13 protein-coding genes and 4 tRNA genes are annotated in these 16,839 nt (G+C 63.9%); all 17 read right to left on the bottom strand.

Annotated features, from left to right (window positions below; genetic code table 11):
- Nucleotides 1–175: 175 nt before the first annotated feature.
- Nucleotides 176–1,015, bottom strand: coding sequence for a DUF2242 domain-containing protein (locus NY023_RS08295; RefSeq protein WP_013971615.1), 840 nt, complete (start codon nt 1,013–1,015; stop codon nt 176–178).
- Between the two features lie 200 nt (nt 1,016–1,215).
- Nucleotides 1,216–1,292, bottom strand: a tRNA-Asp gene (locus NY023_RS08290).
- Between the two features lie 141 nt (nt 1,293–1,433).
- A tRNA-Asp gene (locus tag NY023_RS08285) sits at nt 1,434–1,510 on the bottom strand.
- A 99-nt stretch (nt 1,511–1,609) separates the two neighbouring features.
- Nucleotides 1,610–1,686: transfer RNA gene (locus NY023_RS08280), tRNA-Asp, on the bottom strand.
- A gap of 66 nt (nt 1,687–1,752) precedes the next feature.
- Nucleotides 1,753–1,828 (bottom strand) — tRNA-Val (locus NY023_RS08275).
- 240 nt (nt 1,829–2,068) lie between these two features.
- On the bottom strand, nt 2,069–2,842 hold the full coding sequence (locus NY023_RS08270) for an SDR family oxidoreductase (protein ID WP_013971614.1): 774 nt from the start codon (nt 2,840–2,842) through the stop codon (nt 2,069–2,071).
- Complete coding sequence (locus NY023_RS08265; protein ID WP_003258500.1) at nt 2,839–4,050, bottom strand: O-succinylhomoserine sulfhydrylase; 1,212 nt, start codon at nt 4,048–4,050, stop codon at nt 2,839–2,841. Before NY023_RS08265 ends, NY023_RS08270 begins: the two co-directional genes overlap by 4 nt.
- Nucleotides 4,051–4,066: 16 nt before the next feature.
- On the bottom strand, nt 4,067–5,572 hold the full coding sequence (gene purF / locus NY023_RS08260; protein WP_013971613.1) for an amidophosphoribosyltransferase: 1,506 nt from the start codon (nt 5,570–5,572) through the stop codon (nt 4,067–4,069).
- Nucleotides 5,573–5,614: 42 nt separating this feature from the next.
- A complete protein-coding gene (locus NY023_RS08255; protein ID WP_013971612.1) occupies nt 5,615–6,172 on the bottom strand; it encodes a CvpA family protein in 558 nt (185 codons plus the stop codon).
- A gap of 288 nt (nt 6,173–6,460) precedes the next feature.
- A complete protein-coding gene (locus NY023_RS08250) occupies nt 6,461–7,126 on the bottom strand; it encodes an SPOR domain-containing protein (RefSeq protein WP_013971611.1) in 666 nt (221 codons plus the stop codon).
- Entirely contained in the window at nt 7,110–8,417 is a 1,308-nt protein-coding gene (gene folC, locus NY023_RS08245) for a bifunctional tetrahydrofolate synthase/dihydrofolate synthase (RefSeq protein WP_038409134.1), read from the bottom strand. The genes NY023_RS08250 and folC overlap by 17 nt, the downstream gene beginning before the upstream one ends.
- Nucleotides 8,417–9,310, bottom strand: coding sequence for an acetyl-CoA carboxylase, carboxyltransferase subunit beta (gene accD / locus NY023_RS08240; protein WP_013971609.1), 894 nt, complete (start codon nt 9,308–9,310; stop codon nt 8,417–8,419). The genes folC and accD overlap by 1 nt, the downstream gene beginning before the upstream one ends.
- Before the next feature lie 221 nt (nt 9,311–9,531).
- The gene (locus NY023_RS08235; RefSeq protein WP_013971608.1) at nt 9,532–10,152 is read right to left on the bottom strand and encodes a phosphoribosylanthranilate isomerase; all 621 of its coding nucleotides are present in this window, start codon (nt 10,150–10,152) and stop codon (nt 9,532–9,534) included.
- A 61-nt stretch (nt 10,153–10,213) separates the two neighbouring features.
- Nucleotides 10,214–11,074 carry a tRNA pseudouridine(38-40) synthase TruA gene (truA, locus tag NY023_RS08230; RefSeq protein WP_031325625.1) on the bottom strand — a complete coding sequence of 287 codons (861 nt, stop codon included), beginning with the start codon at nt 11,072–11,074 and terminating at the stop codon, nt 10,214–10,216.
- 195 nt (nt 11,075–11,269) lie between these two features.
- Nucleotides 11,270–13,996, bottom strand: coding sequence for a FimV/HubP family polar landmark protein (locus tag NY023_RS08225; protein WP_013971606.1), 2,727 nt, complete (start codon nt 13,994–13,996; stop codon nt 11,270–11,272).
- Nucleotides 13,997–14,067: 71 nt separating this feature from the next.
- Nucleotides 14,068–15,072 (bottom strand): aspartate-semialdehyde dehydrogenase, encoded by a 1,005-nt coding sequence (locus NY023_RS08220; protein WP_038409132.1) that lies wholly within the window; start codon nt 15,070–15,072, stop codon nt 14,068–14,070.
- Between the two features lie 629 nt (nt 15,073–15,701).
- Nucleotides 15,702–16,814, bottom strand: coding sequence for an aspartate-semialdehyde dehydrogenase (asd, locus tag NY023_RS08215; RefSeq protein ID WP_023660790.1), 1,113 nt, complete (start codon nt 16,812–16,814; stop codon nt 15,702–15,704).
- Nucleotides 16,815–16,839: the final 25 nt, after the last annotated feature.

The following is a 16,839-nucleotide window of genomic DNA, read 5'->3' as shown; positions in this document are numbered from 1 at the left end:
CTTCGCCAAGCCGCAGCGCGCCTTGGGGACCTCCGTAAGCTGTTCGCACCGGGGCAGTTGCACAGCACAGGGCCAAGTTCATGGGCACGGAGGATTTTGCCCCATGGCGGTACTGCGCAGATGTTGAGAACTGCGCAGTACCTGTGGGAGCGGGTTTACCCGTACAGGCAAGCCATCAAAGGGCGGGGGACGCGGGCTCAGCGGCCTCGGCAGGCTGTGCTTGCTGTTGTACTTCAATAGGCGCAGCCTCAGCCGGCGGTGCCACTGGCTGCGAGCCCTGGCTGTCATCCAGCACCGGCGCTGCTACCGCCTCGCTGGCCGGGGCTACAGGGGCCGGGGCTGGCGCCGCATCAACCAAAGGCTCAGCAACCGGGGCCGGTGCCACCGGCGCTGCGGCGGCCTGCTCCGGTAGCCCCAGGGCTGCCGCCGGCTTCTCGACATTCGGCGCAGGCGCCTCGACCTCGGCCTTATTGGCCTGCTTCGGCTTGGGCTTGGGCAGATAGCTCTCTACCAGGGCGAAATAGCGGTCATAGAACTGAGCCGCTGTCACAGTCTCGCTGGCCACCTTGACCATCGAGTCGTCGCTGGAGCCGATCGGCATCGATACCGACCCCAGTACACCAACCCCCAGGCTGGCGGAGGTGTTGGACTTTTTCAGGGCGTAGCGGTCCTGCAGGGCGTTGGCGAACATGGTCGAACGCTGCTCGTCGCTCACATCCGGCGCACAGGTGACGTTGAAACTGATCTGCAGGTGGTTCTCGCTGTTCTGCTGGAAGCTCTTGTTGCCCACCACCTGGTTGGCGCCGCTGCTGGTGATGATGTAACCCTGGCTGAGCAAGGCGCGTCGGGCGGCCTCGCAGGAGCCGGCATCGCTCACCGGGAAGCTGCGCGAGAAGGTGCCCGAGTCATCGAAGTTCTCGTGCTCGTAGACGGCGGCTTTTTTCGAGGAACAACCGGTCACGCCCGCCAGCACCAGGGCCAGCCCGAGCGCACCAAAGACGGAAGATCTGGTCATTGCGAATTCCGGGTAAGTCAAGAAGGTGCCTATTGTGCAACACAGCAGGCAGGCACAGGAACCGCTGATCGGTGAAGAGTCTGTCAGGTTCGTGTAAATCTGGGTCAAGGGCGGCAATTGCCAGACGCAGAAACGAAAAAAGCGACCCTAAGGTCGCTTTCTCGTGGCTTCGAGACGTTCAAGGGGCCTCGAAGCGAAGATGGCGCAGCGGACGGGACTCGAACCCGCGACCCCCGGCGTGACAGGCCGGTATTCTAACCGACTGAACTACCGCTGCGTATCATTCAGGCTTGCACCCGATTGAAACCTGGGTCTACCCTTCCGGCGCGATGGCCTCAGGACAGGCACAAAAAAAGCGATAACGTGATCGCTTCTCTTGTGTTTGCTTCAAGGTGTTCAAGGGACCTTGAAACGAAGATGGCGCAGCGGACGGGACTCGAACCCGCGACCCCCGGCGTGACAGGCCGGTATTCTAACCGACTGAACTACCGCTGCGTATCGTTCAGGCTTTCGCCCGATTGAAACTGGGATCAGCCCAAGGCGTTTACCTTGTGGCTTCAGACCGGTGCCAGGCACCCATCTGATACTAAAAAATGGCGCAGCGGACGGGACTCGAACCCGCGACCCCCGGCGTGACAGGCCGGTATTCTAACCGACTGAACTACCGCTGCGCAGTGCGTTCCTCTCTGGCTATCGGTTTCTTGCGAAACCTGAAGCACCAGGAACATCTCAGGAAGTGGTGGGTGATGACGGGATCGAACCGCCGACCCTCTGCTTGTAAGGCAGATGCTCTCCCGGCTGAGCTAATCACCCTCGCGATGTTGCTTGTTGCGTTTGCTTCGCTGAGGCCGCGAAATTTACGCAGGTGGCGAAGCTAAGTCAATAGCCCCATTGAATTTTTTTCAGAAAAGCGCAAAAGCGGTGCGGTTGCCTGTGGCGGCCTCTTCGCGGGTAAACCCGCTCCCACAGGTACCGCACAGGTCTTGAGAACTGCGCTGCACCTGTGGGAGCGGGCGTGCCCGCGAAGAGACCGGTACAGGATATGCACAAGGCTCAGGTGTAGATCATCTTGCGGGTCATGCCGCCATCGACCACGAACTCCTGGCCGGTGACGAACGCCGCTTGCCGAGACAACAGCCAGGCAACCATGGCCGCCACGTCTTCCACCGTCCCTACCCTGCCCGTCGGGTGCTGGGCATGGTCCGCCTCGGTCAACGGCTCGGCACGGCGCTGCGACGGATCACGGGCATCGATCCAGCCCGGGCTCACCGCATTGACGCGAATCTCCGGGCCCAGGCTCATGGCCAAGGCATGGGTCAAGGCCACCAGCCCGCCCTTGCTCGCTGCGTAGGCCTCGGTATCGGGTTCGGATTGCCGCGCCCGGGTGGAGGTGAGATTGACGATCGCCCCATTGTGCGCACGCAGGTACGGCGCACAATGCTTGGCCAGCAGCATCGGGCCGTTGAGGTTGACCGCCAGCACCCGGTTCCACTGCGCCAGGCTCAGGCTTTCCAGGGTCTGGTTGTGCGGGTTGGCGATGGCCGCATTGCACACCAGCGCGTCCAGGCGACCAAACTGCCCCAGCACCTCCGACACCCCGGCGCTGACCTGGGCCTCGTCGGCAACGTCCATGGTGATGAACCAGGCATTGTCACCCAGCGCCTTGGCCGCCTTTGCGCCGCGCTGGCGGTCGAGGTCGCTGAGCACCACCTGCCAGCCTTCGCAGATCAACCAGGCGGCAATACCCAGGCCGATGCCGCGTGCGGCACCGGTCACCAGGGCTACCCGGCCGTTATGGCCGGGCGTACCGCCGCGGATTTCAATCACAGTGCAGCCAACCCGCGCGCCAGGTCGGCCTGCAGGTCGGCCACATCTTCCAGGCCCACGGCAACCCGGATCAGGCTGTCACGGATACCCGCGGCTTCACGCTCCTGCGGCGTCAGGCGACCGTGGGAGGTGGTGGCCGGGTGGGCGATGGTGGTCTTGCTGTCACCCAGGTTGGTGGTGATGGAAATCACCCGGGTAGCGTCGATGAAGCGCCAGGCGCCTTCTTTGCCACCCTTGACCTCGAAGCTGACCACCGCACCGAAGCCACTCATCTGGCGCTTGGCCAGTTCGTGCTGCGGGTGGCTCGGCAGGCCGGCGTAATGCACCTTCTCCACGCCCTCCTGCTGCTCCAGCCATTCGGCCAGCAGCTGGGCGCTTTCGCAGTGCGCACGCATGCGCAGGCGCAGGGTTTCCAGGCCCTTGGTGAAGATCCAGGCGTTGAACGGGCTGAGGGTGGGGCCTGCGGTACGCAGGAAGCCCACCACTTCTTTCATCTGCTCGGCACGGCCGGCAACCACGCCACCCATGCAGCGGCCCTGGCCGTCGATGAACTTGGTGGCCGAGTGGAACACGATGTCGGCACCCAGCTTCAGCGGCTGCTGCAGCGCCGGGGTGCTGAAGCAGTTGTCCACCACCAGCATGGCGCCGTGGGCATGGGCGATTTCGCTGAGCGCGGTGATATCGACCAGCTCTGCCAGCGGGTTGGACGGCGATTCGACGATCAGCAGCTTGGTATTGGCCTTGATGGCCTTTTCCCAGCCGGCGAGGTCGACCAGTGGCACGTAGTCCACCTGCACGCCAAAGCGCTTGAAGTACTTCTCGAACAGGCTGATGGTCGAGCCGAACACGCTCTGCGAAACCAGCACATGGTCACCGGCACTGCACAGCGACATCACCACGGCGAGGATCGCCGCCATGCCGGTGGAGGTGCCCACAGCCTGCTCGGCGCCTTCCATGGCCGCCAGGCGCTCCTCGAAGGCACGCACAGACGGGTTGGTGTAGCGCGAATAGACATTGCCCGGCGTTTCGCCAGCAAAGCGCGCGGCGGCATCGGCAGCCGTGCGGAACACATAGCTGGAGGTCAGGAACAGCGCTTCGCTGTGCTCGGCCTCCGGTGTACGGTTTTGACCGGCGCGCACCGCCAGGGTGTCGAAACCGACACCCTCGAGGTCACTGTCCAGTCGTCCGGCATCCCATTGATCCGTCATGCCGTCGCTCCCGAAATCAGTTGTTGTAGAGGTCGATGATCGCACTGACCGCCTGGTTCTTGGCCTTGGCCAGGTCGTTACGAGCCTGCTCGATGCGGTCGAGGTAGGCTTCGTCGATATCACCAGTGACATACTCACCGTTGAACACCGCACAATCGAACTGATCGATCTTGATCTTGCCGCCACCGACCGAGTCGATCAGGTCCGGCAGGTCCTGGTAGACCAGCCAGTCGGCGCCAATCAACTCGGCCACCTGTTCGGTGGTACGGTTGTGGGCGATCAGTTCGTGAACACTCGGCATGTCGATGCCGTAGACGTTGGGGTAGCGCACCGCAGGAGCTGCGGAGCAGAAGTAGACGTTCTTGGCGCCGGCTTCGCGGGCCATCTGGATGATCTGCTTGCAGGTGGTACCGCGCACGATCGAGTCGTCCACCAGCATCACGTTCTTGCCGCGGAACTCCAGTTCGATGGCATTGAGCTTCTGGCGTACCGATTTCTTGCGCGCGGCCTGGCCTGGCATGATGAAGGTACGCCCGATGTAGCGGTTCTTGACGAAACCTTCGCGGAACTTCACGCCCAGACGGTTGGCCAGCTCCAGGGCCGCGGTGCGGCTGGTGTCCGGGATCGGGATGACCACGTCGATGTCATGCTCGGGACGTTCGCGCATGATCTTGTCGGCCAGTTTTTCACCCATGCGCAGACGGGCCTTGTACACCGACACGCCATCCATGATCGAGTCCGGACGGGCCAGGTAGACATGCTCGAAGATGCACGGCTGCAGTTTTGGTGCTTCGGCGCACTGCTTGGTGTACAGCTGGCCTTCTTCGGTGATGTACACCGCTTCGCCCGGCGCCAGGTCGCGGATCAGGGTGAAGCCGAGCACGTCCAGGGCCACGCTTTCCGAGGCGATCATGTATTCCACGCCTTCGTCGGTGTGACGCTGGCCGAACACCACCGGGCGGATGCCGTTGGGGTCACGGAAGCCGACGATGCCGTAGCCGGTGATCATCGCCACCACGGCGTAACCGCCAACGCAGCGGCTGTGCACGTGGGAAACCGCGGCGAACACGTCTTCTTCGGTCGGCTGCAGCTTGCCACGCACCGCCAGCTCATGGGCGAACACGTTCAGCAGTACTTCCGAGTCGGAGTTGGTGTTGACGTGGCGCAGGTCGGACTCGTAGATTTCCTTGGCCAGCTGCTCGACGTTGGTCAGGTTGCCGTTGTGTGCCAGGGTGATGCCATACGGCGAGTTGACGTAGAACGGCTGCGCCTCGGCCGAGGTCGAGCTGCCCGCCGTCGGGTAGCGCACGTGGCCGATACCGATGCTGCCGACCAGGCGCTGCATGTGGCGCTGCTGGAACACGTCGCGCACCAGGCCATTATCCTTGCGCAGGAACAACCGGCCGTCATGGCTGGTCACGATACCGGCAGCGTCCTGGCCGCGGTGCTGGAGGACCGTAAGCGCGTCATACAGCGCCTGATTGACGTTCGACTTACCGACGATACCGACGATGCCACACATGCGACGCAACCCCTACTTTGACGAAACTTGAGTGAATAGTGCTCAGGGCTTTGCCGGCCCGAGCAACTGTTCCTTGAACGGAAGATCAGCTGGAGTGCCGATCAGCCCACTAGGTGTCCACTGGCCGGTAAAACCCAGGATCAGGTTTTTCGACCAGTCGGCGACCAAGAGAAATTGTGGTATCAGGCGTGATTCCTGCCACCAGGTGTCTTGTTGAACCGGCCCCAGGCTGATCAGCCCGATGGCCACCACCACCAGCAAGGCCCCGCGCGCGGCGCCGAAGGCCATGCCCAGGAAACGATCGGTGCCGGACAGCCCGGTCACGCGAATCAGCTCGCCGATGAGGAAGTTGATCATGGCCCCCACCAGCAAGGTGGCGACGAAAAGAATGGCGCAGCCGGCGATGACGCGCATCGACGGCGTCTGGATGTAGCTTTCAAGATACACCGAGAGCGAACCGCCGAACATCCAGGCAACCGCACCGGCAATGATCCAGATGAGCAAGGACAAGGCTTCCTTGACGAAGCCGCGCTTGAGACTGATCAGTGTGGAGACGGCGATGATCGCGATGATCGCCCAATCAACCAAGGTAAATGCCACGGTGCTGCCTGCAGACGTTTGAGGCGGCGCATTTTAACAGAGCGGCGGGGGCTTGGGTAAGCGGAATGTCAGGTGATTAGCGCTACCCGGGCTTACGCGATCTTTGTGGGAGCGGCCTTGTGTCGCGAAAGGGCCGCAAAGCGGTCCCGGCGATTCTGGCTGTGTCGTTGAGATCTTGGGGCCGCTTCGCGGCCCTTTCGCGACACAAGGCCGCTTCCACATGGACCGCGCCGCTGCAAGACCTATAAAGAACCCGCGAATGAGCGGCAAAGCCGCCCCCCCGGGTTATCAGCTGCGCTCAGGCTGGAAGCGCACCACGAAGCCCTTGAGGCTGTTCTGGCGGTTGATGGCGTCGCGCACGCGCTCGGCCTCGGCCCGCTCGATCAGCGGCCCCACGTACACCCGGTTCATGCCACCCGCCGAGCGGATATAGGCGTTGTAACCCTGGCTACGCAAGGTTTGCTGCAGCTTTTCGGCCCCGGCACGGTTGGACAGGCTGGCCAACTGGATCGACCAGCTGACCGGCAGGCCATTGACGTCGATCTTCGATGGCGCCGCCGGTGCGGCCGGCTTGGCTGCCGGCTGAGGCTCGACCTTGGCCACAGGCGCCTGCGGCTTGGCAGGCTGAGGCTGGGGCTGCACCTGCACTTGAGGCTGGGTCTGCGGTGACGGTGTAATCGGCTGGCTGGGCGTGCTCGCCGGCGCGGTGGACTCGTCCACCACCACCGGTGGCTGTTGCGGCTCTTGCGCAATGGCCTGCGGCTCCGGCACCGCGACCGGCTCCACCTTCACTTCCGGCAGGCTTGGCATGGCCGGCGCCTGCGGGGCATCGACGCGCACCTGACGCATCTCGTCCTCGCGGGTGAACAGCATCGGCAGGAAAATTACCGCCAGCGCCACCAGCACCAACGCACCCACCATGCGCTGTTTCATCCCTTTATCCAGCACTGCCATCTACTCCACCCTCCTGGGCGTGCCGCTCCAGCCATTCCAGTGCCTGGGCAACACAGAAAAACGAACCGAACAGCAAGATCTGGTCATCCGCCGTTGCCTGCGCGCATTGCCCTTCAAGGGCAGCATCGACGCTGGCATAAGACTTCACCGCGGCGCCGACGTTCGTCAAGGCCGTGGCCAGCTCCGCAGCCGGGCGGCTGCGCGGGGTATCCAGTGGCGCCACTGCCCAGTCGTCGACCAGCCCCTGCAGCGGCGCGACAACACCTTCCAGGTCCTTGTCGGCGAGCAGGCCGAACACCGCCAGGCGGCGCCCCTTCAGCGGCCGGGCCGCCAGGCGCCGGGCCAGATACTCCGCGGCGTGCGGGTTGTGCCCGACATCCAGCAACAGTTCCACCGGCTTGCCCTGCCAGCTCAGCTGACGACGGTCGAGGCGACCCGTGATGCGGGTATCCAGCAGCGCCTGGCGAATCTGCCCGGCGTCCCAGGGCAGCCCCATCAGCAGGTAGGCCTGCAGGGCCAGCGTGGCGTTTTCCATGGGCAGGTCGAGCAAAGGCAGGCCAAGCAGCTCTACCGGCGCTCCATCAGCCGCAGTACCCCGCCAGTTCCAGCTGCCATCGGCAATGGCCAGGTCGAAGTCACGACCACGCAGGAATAGCGGCGCAGCCAGTTCGGCGGCCTTATCCAGCAGCGGCTGAGGCGGATCCAGGTCACCGCACAGTGCCGGCTTGCCCTGACGGAAGATGCCTGCCTTCTCGAAGGCCACCAGCTCGCGGGTATCACCCAGGTAATCGACATGATCGACGCCGATGCTGGTCACCAGGGCCAGGTCGGCATCCACCACGTTCACGGTGTCCAGGCGGCCACCAAGCCCCACTTCCAGTACCACGGTATCCAGCTGCGACTGGTAGAACAACCAGAACGCGGCCAGAGTGCCCATCTCGAAGTAGGTCAGGGAAATTTCGCCCCGCGCCGCCTCGACGGCGGCGAAGGCTTCGCACAGGCGCTCATCGCTGGCCTCTTGGCCATCGATCAGCACCCGCTCGTTGTAACGCAACAGGTGCGGCGAGCTGTACACGCCAACCTTCAACCCCTGGGCACGCAGCAGCGAGGCCACGAAGGCACAGGTCGAGCCCTTGCCGTTGGTGCCGGTCACCGTTACCACACGTGGCGCCAGCTTGCCCAGCGCCAGCCGGGCAAGCACCTTCTGCGACCGCTCCAGGCCCATGTCGATGGCCGAGGGGTGCAACTGCTCGAGGTAGGCGAGCCATTCGCCCAGGGATCGTTGTTTCATCACGCGACGGCAGCCGCCTCACGCGCTTGCTCCGGGGTTTCCTGGCCGGTCATCTGCGCCAGCAGGCGGGCCAGACGCGGGCGCAGCTCGCCACGAGAGATGATCAGGTCAATGGCGCCGTGCTCCAGCAGGAACTCACTGCGCTGGAAGCCTTCCGGCAGCTTCTCGCGCACGGTCTGCTCGATCACGCGCGGGCCGGCGAAGCCGATCAGTGCCTTCGGCTCGCCGACGATCACGTCACCGAGCATGGCCAGGCTGGCGGAAACACCACCGTATACAGGATCGGTCAGTACCGAGATGAACGGGATACCTTCTTCGCGCAGGCGCGCCAGCACGGCCGAGGTCTTGGCCATCTGCATCAGCGAGATCAGCGCTTCCTGCATGCGTGCACCGCCCGAGGCGGAGAAGCAGACCATCGGGCAGCGGTGTTCCAGGGCATAGTTGGCCGCGCGCACGAAGCGCTCGCCGACGATGGCACCCATGGAGCCGCCCATGAACGAGAACTCGAAGGCGCTGACCACGATCGGCATGCCCATCAGGGTGCCGCTCATGGAGATCAGGGCGTCCTTCTCGCCGGTTTGCTTCTGCGCGCCAGCCAGGCGGTCCTTGTACTTCTTGCCATCACGGAACTTCAGGCGGTCGACCGGCTCCAGGTCGGCGCCCAGTTCGGCACGGCCATCGGCGTCGAGGAAGATGTCGATGCGCGCACGTGCGCCGATGCGCATGTGGTGGTTGCACTTGGGGCAGACATCCAGGGTCTTTTCCAGCTCCGGACGATACAGCACGGCCTCGCAGGCCGGGCATTTGTGCCACAGGCCTTCAGGCACCGAGCTCTTCTTCACCTCGGAACGCATGATCGAAGGGATCAGTTTGTCGACTAACCAGTTGCTCATGCTTTCTTTCTCCAGTATTGGCAGGCGTGGTCCGGTGTCGCCGGCCCTACCCTGCCCTTGAGCTCAAAATCTTTATGAAACGATGATGGACCGGCCGCCGGGACTACCAGCGCGCCACCCCACCGCTAATGTGTTGTGTTGCCGCCACAGGCTCAGGCGGCTGCCCCGCAGGGCTGCGAAAGCTATGGACGATGGCGCGCAGCCAGCCGTCACATCTGCCATCACGCCTGTTTCACCGCACGCATGAAGGCCTCGATCTTCGCCGCGTCCTTGATGCCCTTGGCTTGCTCCACGCCGCCACTGACATCCACCGCGTATGGCCGCACCTGGGCGATGGCCTGGCCGACATTGTCGGCAGACAGCCCGCCGGCCAGGATGATCGGCTTGCTCAGGCGCGCAGGCACCAGCGACCAGTCGAACGCTTCACCGGTGCCTCCGGGTACGCCCGGCACGTAGGTGTCCAGCAGAATGCCGCGGGCACCAGCGTAAAGCCGGCAGGCCGCCTCCAGGTCGTCGCCCGGGCGTACGCGCAGGGCCTTGATCCAGGGGCGGTGGTAGCCTTCGCAGTCCTGTGGGGTTTCGTCGCCGTGGAACTGTAGCAGGTCCAGCGGAACCACTTCGAGGATCTCGTTCAGCTCGCAGCGCGAAGCATTGACGAACAAACCGACCGTGGTCACGAACGGCGGCAGCTCGGCAATGATCGCCCGCGCCTGGCGCACGTCCACGGCGCGCGGGCTCTTGGCATAGAAGACGAAGCCGATGGCATCGGCCCCCGCTTCGGCAGCGGCCAGTGCGTCTTCGATGCGGGTAATCCCGCAGATCTTGCTGCGAACATTGCTCATGGACAGCGAACCCTGCTTGTTACGGTGAAAGGCCGGATGTTAGCAAATGACTTTTCGCCCGTCAGTCTGCCAATGCTTCGTAACCGGTCAAAAAGTGTGGACCGATGTAACGCTTGGGCAGCGCGTACTCCTCGGGGTACTCCACCTGTACCAGGTAGAGGCCGTATGGGTGCGCCGTGACCCCACCTTCGCGGCGGTTGCGCCCTTCCAGCACCTCACGCGCCCAGGTGACCGGGCGCTCTCCGGCACCGATGGTCATCAGTACACCGGCAATGTTACGCACCATGTGGTGCAGGAAAGCCGTGGCGCGCACGTCCAGCACGATCATCTGGCCATGGCGGGTGACGCGCAGATGGTAGATGTGCTTGATCGGCGACTTGGCCTGGCACTGGCTGGCGCGGAAGGCACTGAAGTCATGGGTACCAAGCAGGTACTGCGCGGCTTCGGCCATGCGTTCGACATCCAGCGGGCGGTGGTTCCAGGTGACTTCCTCGGCCAGGTGGGCCGGGCGGATCGGGTCGTTGTAGATGACGTAGCGGTAACGCCGGGCGCAGGCCTTGAAGCGGGCATGGAAGTCGGCCGGCATCGGCCGCGCCCAGACCACGCTGATGTCATGGGGCAGGTTGAAGTTGGTGCCCATGGTCCAGGCGCGCTCATCGCGCACGGCGCGGGTGTCGAAGTGCACGATCTGCCCGCAGCCATGCACACCGGCGTCGGTGCGCCCGGCGCAGATTACCGAGATGGGCTCGTTGGCCACCTTGGACAGCGCCTGCTCCAGGGCCTGCTGGACACTGGGCACGCCACTGGCCTGGCGCTGCCAGCCACGGTAGCGCGCGCCTTTGTATTCCACGCCCAGGGCGATGCGGGAGTAGCCTTCGGCCGCGGACTCGGCGGCGGCGGTGTCGATGATGTCCAAGAGCATGAAACCTGTGGGGGTGTACGGAATGGCGGGGATTATAACGACAACGGCAGCCGTGTAGGGCTGCCGTTGAATATGCACCGCATTTGAGGGCCTCTTCGCGGGCTCGCCCGCTCCCACAGGTTACTCACAAGGTCGAAAATGTGTGGAGATCCTGTGGGAGCGGGCAAGCCCGCGAAGAGGCCGGCCCTGCTTACATCAGACCAACCGGGAGAGCATGTCCTCGGCCTCCTGACGCTGGCTGTCGTCGCCATCCTTGACCACTTCATCGAGGATGTCGCGCGCGCCCTGGTTGTCGCCCATGTCGATATAGGCGCGGGCCAGGTCAAGCTTGGTGGCCACTTCGTCGCTTCCGGAGAAGAAGTCGAAGTCCAGGTCGTCCAGTGGCTCGGGCTCGGGCTGGGCAGCCGCATCCTCGCTGGTGAAATGCGGCTCCAGCGACGGTGACTCGAGGCTCTGCGACAGCTTGTCCAGCTCAGCGTTGACGTCGTCCAGCTCCGAGGTAAAGCTCTTGGCTGCCGGCGAATCGTCTTCCAGCGACAGCGAAAGATCGAAGTCGGATGGCAGATCGAACTCGGAAAGCGGGTCGAACGCTGGCTCGCTGTCGAAGGCAGCCAACTCGGCGGCGACATCTACCGGGGTTTCGTCGACCGCAGCCGGGGCTGCCGGGGCAACCGGCTCGCTGATGTCGAGGTCGAAGTCGGACAGGTCCACAGCGGGCTGTGGCTCGGCCTGTGCCAGCATGGCCTCGAATTCGGCGTCAGCGTCGGCCTGTAGCTCGGCGTCCACCGCAAACGGCTCGTCTTCCGGCTGAACCGATTCCAGCACAGGTTCATCCAGTACCGGCTCTTCGACTACAGGTTGCTGGGCCACAGATTCGTCCAGCAGCGGCGCTGCCAGCGGGTCTTGCTCGGGCAGGTCGTCACCCAGGCTCAGGTCGAAGGCACTGTCCAGGTCCTGCTCGTCCAGGCCCGGCGCATCGAGGGTCGGCACTTCATCGAAGGCATCCAGCTCAGCATCCAGATCAACTTCGGGTTCGAGCGCTGCTTCAGGTTCCGCCAAGGCAACGGCCTCTGGTTCAATAGCCACCTCTGGCTCGACCGCCGGCACTTCCTCCGGCGCCACGTCGGCAACCACTGGCGTATCAGGCTGATCCTGCAACAGCTCCTGCACGTACTGCTCATCCATCTCGGCAGCCAGGGCCGCCGCGCCCAGGCCGACAGCGGCCAGGCCGAGCATGGCCGGGTAGCGCTCTTTCAGCCCGGCAACCGCTTCACTGTTCTGCTCACTGGCCGGCAACTTGCGCTCCTGCTCGACGAACGCGCTCTGGTCACCCTGGCGGGCGTACACATCCATCAGTTTCAGGCGCAGGTCGTCACGCTGCGGCGCGGCGGCCACGGCAGGTTCCAACAGGTCGGTAGCGCGGTTCAGGCGGCCTTCGGCCACGCATTGCTCGACTTCCGCCAGCAGCGCGGCATGGGGGTCGGCTTGCGGTTCAGGTTGCGCTTCGGAGGCGGGTGCCGCCGTTTTTTCCGCGGCGGTGGCGGCGGCAGCCGAAGCGGCGACCACGGCCGGCGACAGGGTCACGCTCGGCGCCGAGACTTCTACGCCATCGAAGCTTGCGCTATCGCTGTCAAAGCCTGCGCCCTGCTCTTCTTCCAGCGCCCGCGCCATGCGCAGGTGCTTTTCAGCCTCCTGCTGGGCCTTGCGCTTGCGCGCCAGCAACAGCAGCAGAAGCAACAGTACGAGGAAGGCACTACCGGCAATCAGCCCGAGCAGCAGCGGGTTGCCCATGATTTCGTCGACGACGCTACCTGGCTGGCCGGCGGCAGGTGCAGCTTCGGCGGCAGACACCGGTTTGGGTGAGGTATCGACGGTGTCAGGCGCAGGCTTAACGACCGGTTCGGCCGGTGCAGCCGCCCCCTGCGCTTCAAGGCGGGCCAGCTGGTTGTTCTTCAACTCGATCAGACGCTGCAGCTTGTCCAGCTGGCTCTGCAGGTCGGCCATACGGCTCTTGAGCTCTTCGTTGTCGCGACGACTGGTGTCCAGGCTTTCCTGGGCCACCGCCAGCTTGTCATTGAGGGCCTTGGCCTGGCCAGCACCGGCCTGGTTGCCCGGGCTGACCAGGCGCAGGTTGTCGCCCTGGGCGATACGCGCCGGAGCTGCCTCGGCGGCACCGCGGCGAGTGGCGTCCAGCTGGCGGGCACGCGGGCCCAGGCGACGGCCTTCACGCCAGGCAGCATACTGCTCGGCCACCTCGGCGGTCGCCTCGCCCTGCGGGATGTTCTGGATCTGCTGCTGGTCGGGCAGGCGCAACACCTGGCCAACCTTCAGCTGGTTGATGTTATTGCCGATGAACGCGTCCGGGTTCAGGGCCTGAATCGCGATCATGGTCTGCTGGATCGAGCCGCCCTGGGTATTGCGCGCGGCAATCTGCCACAGGGTGTCCCGGCGCTGGGTGGTATAGCTGCCGGCAGCGGTCACCGCTGGCGCGACATTGCCTGCCGCAGGCTTGTCGCCCTGGGCCTTGGCCTGGTCGAGCAACACGCTGTAGTCACGCAGCAGGCGGCCCTGCGGCCACATCACCTGGACCAGGAACTTTACCACCGGCTCCGGTAGCGGCTGGCTGGAGGTAACACGCAGCACGCTCTTGCCGTTGGGGTTGATCACCGGTGTGAAGGTTAGGTCTTCAAGGTAGGTTGGGAATGCCACCCCGGCCTTGCTGAAATCTTCCGGCGGCGCCAGGCTCGGTGCCACTTCGGCAGCGGTGAGGTCGCGCACGTCGAGCAGTTCGATCTCGGCGTCCAGGGGCTGGTTCTGTGCCGATTTGAGGGTCAGTTCCCCCAGGCCCAGGGCATTCGCCATGCCCGACGACAGCGCCGATGCTGCAGCCATGGCCAGAACCAGTTTGCGAATTCGAAGCATGACCTCTTCCCTTGTATGAAGCGTCCTGAAACCTGCATGCGGAGCAGGACAATAGTGCTCGCCAGTATCTTTTACGGCATGTGTTTAATCAACAATTGCGCCACTTGCACGGCATTGAGCGCGGCGCCTTTGCGCACGTTGTCGGTGGTCAGCCAGAGGTTGAGCTGCTGGTCTTCATCAACACCATGCCTTACACGACCAACATAGACCACGTCCTGGCCTACTGCGTCGCCTACCGGAGTCGGATAATCGTCGCGCTCCACCAGTTCGACGCTGTCAGCCGCCTCGAGGGCCTGGTTGACCGCCTCCAGGTCGACCGGGCGACGGCTCTGTACCGCCACACTGAAGCTATCGCCGAAAAACACCGGGACTTGAACGCAGCTCACGGAAATCTTCAGTTCAGGCAGGCCCAGCAGCACACGCAGCTCGCCGACCAGGCGGCGCTCCAGGGCGGTGTGGCCTTGCTCATCGGCGGCACCGACCTGCGCCAACATGTTGAACGCCACCTGGCGATCGAAGAAGCGCGGTTCCAGGGGCCGGGCATTGAGCAGCTCGGCAGTTTGCCGGGCGAGTTCGTTGACAGCTTCCCGACCTTGTGCGGACACCGCCAGCGCGGCCATCACCTGCACCCGTTCGATATCCAGCAGGCGCTTGAGCGGTGCCAGAGCAACGGCCAGGGCAACCGCGGCCGAGCACGGGCTGACGATGCGCGCGGGCAATGCCAGGTCAACCAGGCGTTCGGCGTTGGCTTCGGGCACCAGGGCCAGGGCGTCGTCCAGACCAGCGGACAGGTCGATGACCGTGCAACCTGCCTGCAGCGCCTTGCTGGCAAAGCTTCGGCTTACTGCGGCGCCTGCGGCGAAAAAGGCCAGCTTGGCCTGGGCAAAGTCGAAGCTGTCCACCTCACGTACCTTCAGCTTCTTGCCGGCGAACATCACGCTACTGCCCGCCGATTCCATGCTGGCCAGCAGGTGCAGGGTGGCAACCGGGAAATCCAGCTCTTCGAGGATCTGCACCAGGGCTTCACCGACGCTGCCGGTGGCGCCGACGACGGCGATGTCCAAAGGGTGTGTCATGGAAGGGATCCTTTTGCTGAAAACGGCGGGGGGCGGCACTTTACTCGGATTGTAGAGTTTTGTCTGTGCTGGCCCAAACATAGAGCTGCGCTGCGCTGCGCCGCTCTTGCTCTTGCTCTTGATCTTGCTCTTGATCTTGATCTTCGCGACTTCAGGAGGCCGAGCAGAGGTCTTGCGGAGGGAGGTGACGGGCACGGATGCCCGTCAAGCGCTGAGGCCCCATGGATGGGGCCTGCAGCGCGTACTCCCGGGAGCAAGGCCGGCGCGAGGGAACCCCGGAGCGCAGCGTAGGGGCCGGATGATGGGAGCGCAGCGTTTTTTGGTTACTTTTTGCCGCGTTTGGCAAAAAGTGACTGGCCGTAAGGGCGAAAAGGTGAGTCAGCGTCACCATCGCAAACGGACTGTTCGCCATATCAAAACCGTCGCTTAAGCTTTTTGGCTTTTTGGCCTTTTGGATGTGGGCATTCACATCGAGAAGGCATTCATTCGCGACGGCGGCACCTGAACTATCGCGCGCCTAGAAGCAAAAGCGAAAGCGAAAGCAGAGAAGAGCCGGGCCGGCCGGGATGGATCGGAAATAAAAAAACCCGCGCTGTCGCCAGCGCGGGTTTTCGGTCAGACCGGAGCGATCAACGCTCCAACAGAATCCGCAGCATGCGGCGCAGCGGCTCGGCCGCGCCCCACAGCAGCTGGTCACCTACGGTGAACGCGCCCAGGTACTGGGACCCCATGTTCAGCTTGCGCAGGCGGCCAACCGGGATGTTCAGGGTGCCGGTAACCTTGGTCGGTGTCAGCTCCTGCATGCTGATTTCACGCTGGTTAGGTACCAGCTTCACCCAAGGGTTGTGCTGGCTGATCATGCCTTCGATATCGGCCAGCGGCACGTCCTTGTTCAGCTTGATGGTCAGCGCCTGGCTGTGGCAACGCATGGCGCCGATGCGCACGCAGATGCCGTCGACCGGGATCGGGCTCTTGAAGCGGCCGAGGATCTTGTTGGTCTCGGCCTGGGCCTTCCACTCTTCACGGCTCTGGCCGTTCGGCAGTTCCTTGTCGATCCACGGGATCAGGCTGCCAGCCAGTGGCACGCCGAAGTTCTCGGTCGGGAACGCTTCGCTGCGCATGGTCTCGGCAACCTTGCGGTCGATGTCGAGGATGGCGCTGGCCGGGTTGGCCAGGTCATCGGCGACGGCAGCATGGGTAGCACCCATCTGCTTGATCAGCTCGCGCATGTTCTGCGCACCGGCACCCGAGGCCGCCTGGTAGGTCATGGCGCTCATCCACTCGACCAGGCCGGCTTCGAACAGGCCACCCAGGCCCATCAGCATCAGGCTGACGGTGCAGTTGCCGCCGATGTAGTTCTTGGTACCCGCGTCCAGCTGCTGGTCGATGACCTTGCGGTTGACCGGGTCGAGGATGATCACCGCGTCATCCTGCATGCGCAGGGACGAGGCGGCGTCGATCCAGTAACCCTGCCAGCCGGCTTCACGCAGCTTGGGGAAGACCTCGTTGGTGTAGTCGCCGCCCTGGCAGGTCAGGATAACGTCGAGGGTCTTGAGTTCTTCGATCGAATAAGCATCCTTGAGCGGAGCTGTATCCTTGCCCACGTTCGGGCCCTGGCCGCCAACATTGGAGGTGGTGAAGAACACCGGCTCGATGAGGTCGAAATCCTGCTCCTCCAGCATCCGCTGCATGAGCACGGAACCGACCATACCGCGCCAACCGATCAGACCTACACGTTTCATCGCAACTACACCTTTGCTAAAAGTG

Origin of the sequence: Pseudomonas sp. NBB (assembly GCF_032701105.1) — a bacterium.
Classification (GTDB): Bacteria; Pseudomonadota; Gammaproteobacteria; order Pseudomonadales; family Pseudomonadaceae; genus Aquipseudomonas; species Aquipseudomonas asiatica.
Note: the sequence above shows the minus strand (reverse complement) of the source record. Positions and strands in the feature narration are given on the sequence as shown.

What these genes read in the sequence shown, in the direction of transcription:
- folC (WP_038409134.1), bottom strand. Translation starts at nt 8,417, where the DNA reads ATGAAACAACGATCCCTGGGCGAATGGCTCGCCTACCTCGAGCAGTTG.
- accD (WP_013971609.1), bottom strand. Translation starts at nt 9,310, where the DNA reads ATGAGCAACTGGTTAGTCGACAAACTGATCCCTTCGATCATGCGTTCC.
- NY023_RS08220 (WP_038409132.1), bottom strand. Translation starts at nt 15,072, where the DNA reads ATGACACACCCTTTGGACATCGCCGTCGTCGGCGCCACCGGCAGCGTC.
- NY023_RS08265 (WP_003258500.1), bottom strand. Translation starts at nt 4,050, where the DNA reads ATGACGGATCAATGGGATGCCGGACGACTGGACAGTGACCTCGAGGGT.
- NY023_RS08250 (WP_013971611.1), bottom strand. Translation starts at nt 7,126, where the DNA reads ATGGCAGTGCTGGATAAAGGGATGAAACAGCGCATGGTGGGTGCGTTG.
- NY023_RS08225 (WP_013971606.1), bottom strand. Translation starts at nt 13,996, where the DNA reads ATGCTTCGAATTCGCAAACTGGTTCTGGCCATGGCTGCAGCATCGGCG.
- NY023_RS08235 (WP_013971608.1), bottom strand. Translation starts at nt 10,152, where the DNA reads ATGAGCAATGTTCGCAGCAAGATCTGCGGGATTACCCGCATCGAAGAC.
- NY023_RS08295 (WP_013971615.1), bottom strand. Translation starts at nt 1,015, where the DNA reads ATGACCAGATCTTCCGTCTTTGGTGCGCTCGGGCTGGCCCTGGTGCTG.
- purF (WP_013971613.1), bottom strand. Translation starts at nt 5,572, where the DNA reads ATGTGTGGCATCGTCGGTATCGTCGGTAAGTCGAACGTCAATCAGGCG.
- truA (WP_031325625.1), bottom strand. Translation starts at nt 11,074, where the DNA reads ATGCTCTTGGACATCATCGACACCGCCGCCGCCGAGTCCGCGGCCGAA.
- asd (WP_023660790.1), bottom strand. Translation starts at nt 16,814, where the DNA reads ATGAAACGTGTAGGTCTGATCGGTTGGCGCGGTATGGTCGGTTCCGTG.